This is a genomic window from Gordonia oryzae (assembly GCF_003797185.1).
Taxonomy (GTDB): Bacteria; Actinomycetota; Actinomycetes; order Mycobacteriales; family Mycobacteriaceae; genus Gordonia; species Gordonia oryzae.
The window spans coordinates 1-6,756 of record NZ_RKMH01000029.1 but is presented as its reverse complement, the minus strand read 5'-3'; the positions used below and the strand labels follow the sequence as shown (position 1 = coordinate 6,756).

Sequence of the window (6,756 nt, the reverse complement as noted above, 5' to 3'; positions counted from 1 at the left end):
CCGCCATCCGCACCAAATCCGCACGCTGAGAATCACTCACCGGCAAAGCCGCCGCTGTCATAACAGGCATACTACAAAATACCAGACTATTTCACAGACAGACCACTAGCACCCGGTAAACGGTCCGACATCTCGACCGTTTACCGGAAGCCTATTTCCGGACAATGAACCCGGACTCAGAGCCAGATCGTTTGCTGGACAAGGTGTAGGTTCTCGGAGAACGTGTCAATTTCTCACATCGATGTCAATGACATGGCATCTTCTCACCGAGATGTCACACACCCGCACCTCCGATAGCGCATACCGCGTCTACTTATTCTGTTGCAAAGCAACATGATTGGCCGCAATCCTGCTGTCCCCGACCGGCTGTTGTTACGGCGGGTGTGCACCCCAATAGCAAGAATGGGCAGGCGGCTGTTGTTGAGCGTGGCCCGCCGACGGTGCTGCGGATGGACAACGGCCCTGAGGCGGTGACCCCGTCGTCGGGGGTCGTGGCGGTCCGCTCAGCGCTGTCGGTGATCATTTGCCGCCGCCCCTGCACCGATGGCCAGGATAACCGCCGTGGTGAGGGCCGCGGTCGTCGCCGCACACACCCACAACCAGGTCGTCGTCGCGAACGCGGCGAGAGAGCTGTGCGTCTGGGCGGCAGCAACGACCGCGGTGAGCGCCGAAGCGGCCACTCCCCCATAGATGGCTGCGACGACGAGCAGCTACCGCGGAATGCCCGAGGTATCTGCCGCGGCCTGTTCGCGACCTGTCATGCGGTAGCAGCTTCGCGGTCGCGTTGTTCGGGCCGGTCGACGCGGGTGACACTGAGGTAGGCGACGAGTGCGATGATCACGACGAAGAAGACCGAGTTGACCACGGTCTTGCCCAGTCCCAGTCCGCCGGCGTCGGCGGGTTGGGTGAGCAGGTCGCCCAGTGAGGCGCCCAGCGGGCGGGTCACGATGTAGGCGGCCCAGAACGCGAGGACGGCGTTGATCCGTAATCCGTAGTGGGCGAGGGTGATCGTGGTGATCACGGCGGCGAACAGCACCAGTGACCACCCGTAGCCCAGGGCGAGGCGTTCGGCGATCAGATCACCGGCGGCGGTGCCCAGGGCGAAGGTCAGCAGGATGGTCAGCCAGTAGAACGCTTCGCGGCGTTGCGTGCGGATCGAGTGGATCGACAAGGTGCGCTCTACGGCCCACCAGAGGACGAACACCACGACGAGCGCGCACGTGAACACCGTTGTCGTCACCGGCAGGGGTACGCCGAGGTTGTCGGTGAGGTTGTCGGTGATCAGGGTGCCGGTCACGCTGACCAGCACCACGATCCACCAGTACAGGGCCGGTATGTAGCGGCCTGCCGCGAACTGCCCGACGAGGCTGAGAACGAGGAGGACGACGGTGACGATTGTGGTGTTGGTCAGCCCGAATCCAAGGGTCGCGTTGAGGTAATCCGCCGCGGTCTCACCAACCGTCGTCGCGAGGATCTTGATCACCCAGAAGTAGATGGTGACCTCGGGGACCTTGCTCACGGCGTACCGCGTGGTGTGTGGAGTGCCGTGGGTCAGTGCGTCGCGGTGCATCGGCTGTTCTCGTGATCGTGATCGTGATCGTGGTCGTCGCGTGAGCGGGTGGGGTCGATGAACGCGTGAAACCGCTCCGGGAGGTGCGGGCTGAGGCGGGTGAGCGTGGTGGCCGTCACCGCGGGTGCGATGGCAGCGACCCCCACGCCCAGGGCGATCGCCGCGGTGACGTCGGTCAGCCAGTGCGCCCCCAGGTATAGGCGAGTCGCGGCGGCGACGAGTGACACCGCGAGGGCCACACAGATCGCGGCGGCGCGTCGAGCCATGGAAGAGCGGGCGGTGAGGGCAACCGCGAGACCAAGGGTCAGGGCAGCAGTTCCCGACACATGCCCTGATGGAAACGACATCGATAGCTCTGTACCGCCGATCTGGTGGGCTATCGGGGGGCGCGCGCGACCGACCGCGATCTTCAGGATCTCGCACATCGCGCCGGCCATTGCCACCGTCATCAGTACCTGAGTCGCCCGGGGGAGCGAGCGATCGCGCACACCCAGAACGGCGGCGCTGATGACCGTCCACATCCCCACCCACACCGGACTGAAGATGACGGTGAGTGCGGAGACGATTGCGGTCATACCGGGGGATCTATGTTCGACGAACCATTCCCCTACAGCGACGTCAAGGCCCGCGAACGGGTTGTGGTGCGACGCGATCGTCACACCGAGGAGCCACACGAGGAACAGCAATGCAGTTGTGGCGGCGCGGTGTGGTGTGGTGCCACCCGCTAAATCGGTGTTCACCCGCGCAACTGTGCCGAGGCATTGCTGAAGCGACGCTGTAGCGGGCTGAGTGAACGCTGAAATGCCATACTGCGGGCGCGGTAGGTGAGTGCTTAGTCTCGTCCTGTGACACCCATCTTGCGATCGGTAGTCGCCTGGTTGCGACGGTGCACCGCCGGCGTGCGGGCGCGTTTGACGATTCTTGCGACGGTACTGCTCGCCGCAGCGCTGGCCGCGGCAGCGGGTCTGATGTTGCTGGTGCTGCACAAATCGCTACTCACCTCGGCTGACGCTGCGACCTCAGCGCGTGCCGTCGAGCTCGCGACGACAGTGCGCACCGAGTCGATGAGCGGTCTCGACGCGTCGGCGCTGACGACCTCGAAGGACATCGACGTCATCCAGATCATCGGCGCCGACGGTCGTGTCATCGCCGGCACCGCCGGTGACCGGGGCGCCCCACTGACCCACCCGCTCGGACCCGGTGAGCGGTCCACCCTCGATGGCGCAACCATAGGCGACGATCCGACCGAATATCGCGTCACCGTTCTGGGCGTCACGAGCCCCAGAGGCCCGGTCACCATCGCGGTCGCCGCCGCCGAAGGTCCTATCACCGACGTAGTGGTCACTGTGGCAATCCTGTTCGCCTCGGTGTTCCCACTCATCCTCGTGCTACTGGCCGCCACCACCTATTTCTTCGTCGGGCGGACTCTGCGACCGGTCGAACAGATTCGTACCGAGGTCGCCGCCATCACCAGTAGCGATCTGAGCCGGCGCGTCTCCGAACCACACACCGGTGACGAGATCGACCGGCTGGCAACGACAATGAACGAAATGTTGCAGCGCCTACACGTCTCCAGCGAGGCTCAACGTCGGTTCGTTGGCGATGCTTCCCACGAATTGCGCAGTCCGCTGGTCACCCTGGTGGGCCTACTCGACCTCGCCCGCGTTCGGGGCTTGTCCATCGATCACTCGACCATCGACACCATCTTGTATCCCGAGGCGGTACGTCTGCAGATGATGGTCGATGACCTACTCCTCCTCGCGCGCTCCGACGAACGCGGTATCCCTCTGCGCCGCAGCGTGGTCGATGTCGACGACATCGTCGCTGACGAAGCCCGACGCTTGACACGCCTCGGCGGAGTCGCGGTCACCGCCCGCATCGATGCCGTGCAGGTGCACGCAGATAGCGAGAAGCTCAGCCGCGCAATCCGCAACATCGCCGACAATGCGATGCGCCACGCACACGCGGCCATCCGAATCGATGTCCACGCCGACGAGGTAGCGCAATCCTGCGCGGTGACCATCGCCGACGACGGGCCGGGAATTCCCGCCGCCGACCGCGAGCGGGTCCTCGACAGGTTCGTCCGCCTCGACCCCGACCGCCGCCGCAGCAGCGGCGGGTCAGGACTCGGCCTGGCCATCGTCGATGAGATCGCCCGCGCCCACGGCGGGACGGTGACCATCACCGCGGCTCCGATCGGTGGTGCTGCCGTCACCATCACAATTCCGGTCGACCCCCCGGACACCATCAGGGGGCGTGCGCTATCAGTCGACCGCAACTAGCCGGTACCCGATCCCACGGATTGTCTCAATGGACGCGCACCCGAACGGCCGGTCGACGCGTTTGCGGAGATAGCCGATATAGACCTCAACAACATTGAGGTCACCATCGAAGTTGTTGTCCCATACCGCATCAAGGATCTCGGTCTTGGTGACCGCGACACCGACATGCTGCAGAAGAAACTCCAGCACGCTGAACTCCTTCGGCGTCAGCGCCACCTCCTCACCCCGCCGGTGCACCAGATGCGCCGAAGGATCCAACGTCAACGACCCCGCGGTCAGGACCGCCGGTCGACCCGGCCCGCCCCGCCGGATCAACGCCCGCAATCGGGCGACGAGGACCTCGACCGAAAAGGGTTTAGTCAGGTAGTCATCGGCCCCGAGGTCAAACGCATCGATCTCGTCGTAATCGCCGTCTTTGGCAGTCAGCATCAGCACCGGGGTCCACACCTGCTCGGCGCGGAGCCGACGGACCACCTCGTACCCGTTGAGGCCCGGCATCATGATGTCGCACACGATCGCCTGGTACCGGCCGTGCAGAGCGTGCATAAATCCGTCATCGCCATTGTTGGCGACGTCGACCACCCACCCCTCGGCGACCAGAGTTCGGCGCACAGTCTCCGCGCCGTTGGCGTCGTCGTCGATTACCAGGATTCGCACGTTCACTCCCTTGCCGTCAGCTCAACCAGTACAGCAATCCGGCAGTACCCCGGTGTGGGCACTGCCGGATCGGTGTGTCGAGGTTAGTTCTGACCGGATGCGTCCGGGATGTCTCCAGCCTCAGGTTTGTCCACCGCGCCCGGCGCGTCCGGGGTGTCACCGGCCTCGGGCTTGTCCACCGCGCCCGGCGCGTCCGGGGTGTCACCGGCCTCGGGCTTGTCCACCGCGCCCGGCGCGTCCGGGGTGTCACCGGCCTCGGGCTTGTCCACCGCGCCCGGCGCGTCCGGGGTGTCACCGGCCTCGGGCTTGTCCACCGCACCCGGTGTCGGTGCCTGGTGGTGCTGGGTCACCGCCGGCGGCGTGGACGGGGTCATCGCGTTCGCGATCCCGAAACCCGCACCGGTCAACGACGCTGCCCCGATCATCACCGCGACCGCGGTGTGCTTGACGTTCGGCTTCCTCATCGGTCAGTCCTCCTACCCGTGCCCGGATCTCGGACACGCCACGAGACTGCTCGAACGGCACTGAGAGAACCCTGGGAGCGACTGAGACCGCCACAGGATCTCCGGACAGCTAACGTTCTCAACGACATCATCCGACCGCGTCTGTCGGGTGACGCGGTAATTGGTGGCAATGACAGGCATCTGGAAGTCGGCGACCTGCGACGATAGCCAGGTGCCGATCAACGTGCGTGACAAGTGATCTGAGACAAAACGACTGGCGCGGCCAGTGAGCTGATCGACTGACAACGAATGTGGGAGGTCGCGCGGGATCGTGCCAGCTCGAGGGCCCTGCCTCCCAAGTAGGTGTCATCAAGTCCCAAGTAGGGTGTCAAAGTCTCAGTTACGTTGTCATCCGACAAAGGAACAGAGTCTCCGGACACGCCGGGGCGGTTCAGCGCGCAGTCTCGATCTAGCTTTGCGTAATAATTGCTATCGGCGAAAAAATAAGACGAGTTCAAACAGATGCGACAACTCGTCCTACTGAATCTTGAGCGAAACCGCTGGCTGCTCCCGGTGTCGAGCTCTGCGGCCGCCGTGGCCCAGTAACCCAATCTGCAGATCAGCAGCAGTGCATGCAAACAGATGAGAGATTCTCGCGTTGCACGAGGTTGACCACAGCCAGCTTGGGCCGCCAAACCCTGGCTACGGGTTCAGCGTTAGCCGGCGGTTCGTCGCTGGTAACGACCGAGAAGCAGCCGCCGCCGACGCCGCCGAACGTGCTTCACCGACACCGACAACCACCGAAGAGCATCGTCACTCGGTACGGCAATTCCTCGAGGATGTCGACCCGGACACCGGCTACATCGAATAGGCTGCCCCGGGCGGCAAACGGGCACTGCATGGGGTTTGGTTACTCGTCCTACTTCGACATGTCTCGTTACCAGTTTATGGTGGTGCGCAATGTTTTTCGTCACCAGTGACGAAAACGTCACGGGTCTCACAGGCGACGATGTGGGCCGGTCGAGGTCGGTGATGAGGTGGGCGACTCGACTCGTGGGTAGTGGAGGTTGGGGTCCGGCCGGATGCTGGGGTTACTCGTGCCGCTACTTGATGCGCTTATAAGTAGGACCATAATATAAGTCCACAATGTTGGTCAATAAAGTTGGTCTAACAATGGGGTGCTGACTGTTGGACCAAGAGGGGGTAGGATGGAGCTGTGAGTCGTGCGTACGAGGTTGAGTTCGAGTTGTCGGCGATGAAGGCGCTCCGGCGGATTCGGCGTGCTGACCAACAGCGGATACTCCGTGCAGCGCATGCGCTGGGTGACGATCCGCGGCCTGACGGATGTAAGAAACTGACTGGGGCAGAGGGCTATCGGGTCCGAGTTGGCAACTATCGGATCGTCTACCTCGTAGAGGATGCGGTACGCATTGTGACGGTGACCCGGATTGGGCACCGGAGGGAGGTTTACGACCGATGAGCATGAACAAGCTGGTGCCGGTGAGCGAGGCGAAGGCGAAACTTTCAGAACTGGTGCGTGAGGCTGATGACGACGACGTCATCATCATGAACTACGGTCGGCCAGCCGCGGTGCTGATCTCTGACCGTCGCTACCGCAGTCTGCTGGAAGAGATGGACGACATGGCCGATCGCCTGTCGATCTATGAACGCGATGGCGTGACCACCTCGATCGAAAAGGTTGCCGCCGAGCTGGGCGTCGACCTCGACTAGTGGTCTGTCTGGGATTTGATCTGGTTGAGGGCGTCGCGTCCGCGTTGGACTTTCTCGATGATGGATTCTGCGG

The 6,756-nt window shown here is 63.5% G+C and carries 8 protein-coding genes; 3 read left to right on the top strand and 5 right to left on the bottom strand.

Annotated features, from left to right (window positions below; genetic code table 11):
• Positions 1-503 precede the first annotated feature (503 nt).
• The 3 genes from EF294_RS21635 to EF294_RS21215 all read right to left on the bottom strand — a co-directional run bounded on the left by EF294_RS21635 (position 504) and on the right by EF294_RS21215 (position 2,310).
• Positions 504-680 carry a hypothetical protein gene (locus EF294_RS21635; RefSeq protein WP_185091198.1) on the bottom strand — a complete coding sequence of 59 codons (177 nt, stop codon included), beginning with the start codon at positions 678-680 and terminating at the stop codon, positions 504-506.
• A 77-nt stretch (positions 681-757) separates the two neighbouring features.
• A complete protein-coding gene (locus EF294_RS21220; protein WP_123933171.1) occupies positions 758-1,570 on the bottom strand; it encodes a COG4705 family protein in 813 nt (270 codons plus the stop codon).
• On the bottom strand, positions 1,552-2,310 hold the full coding sequence (locus tag EF294_RS21215; RefSeq protein ID WP_123933169.1) for a phosphatase PAP2 family protein: 759 nt from the start codon (positions 2,308-2,310) through the stop codon (positions 1,552-1,554). The genes EF294_RS21220 and EF294_RS21215 overlap by 19 nt, the downstream gene beginning before the upstream one ends.
• Positions 2,311-2,415: 105 nt before the next feature.
• On the opposite strand from EF294_RS21215, the gene EF294_RS21210 reads away from it, so the two are divergent.
• On the top strand, positions 2,416-3,852 hold the full coding sequence (locus EF294_RS21210; protein WP_246008017.1) for a sensor histidine kinase: 1,437 nt from the start codon (positions 2,416-2,418) through the stop codon (positions 3,850-3,852).
• On the opposite strand, the gene EF294_RS21205 is transcribed toward EF294_RS21210, so the two are convergent.
• Together EF294_RS21205 and EF294_RS21200 are read right to left on the bottom strand one after the other, a co-directional pair.
• Positions 3,835-4,509, bottom strand: a complete 675-nt coding sequence (locus EF294_RS21205) for a response regulator transcription factor (RefSeq protein ID WP_123933167.1) — start codon at positions 4,507-4,509, stop codon at positions 3,835-3,837. The two genes, EF294_RS21210 and EF294_RS21205, sit on opposite strands and share 18 nt — an antisense overlap.
• A gap of 83 nt (positions 4,510-4,592) precedes the next feature.
• Positions 4,593-4,973 (bottom strand): hypothetical protein, encoded by a 381-nt coding sequence (locus tag EF294_RS21200; protein ID WP_123933165.1) that lies wholly within the window; start codon positions 4,971-4,973, stop codon positions 4,593-4,595.
• 1,195 nt (positions 4,974-6,168) lie between these two features.
• Here EF294_RS21200 and EF294_RS21195 point away from each other — a divergent pair.
• Positions 6,169-6,432: a type II toxin-antitoxin system RelE family toxin gene (locus tag EF294_RS21195; RefSeq protein ID WP_123933163.1), complete on the top strand. Its 264-nt coding sequence runs from the start codon at positions 6,169-6,171 to the stop codon at positions 6,430-6,432.
• Complete coding sequence (locus EF294_RS21190; protein WP_246008016.1) at positions 6,429-6,683, top strand: type II toxin-antitoxin system prevent-host-death family antitoxin; 255 nt, start codon at positions 6,429-6,431, stop codon at positions 6,681-6,683. Before EF294_RS21195 ends, EF294_RS21190 begins: the two co-directional genes overlap by 4 nt.
• Positions 6,684-6,756 lie beyond the last annotated feature (73 nt).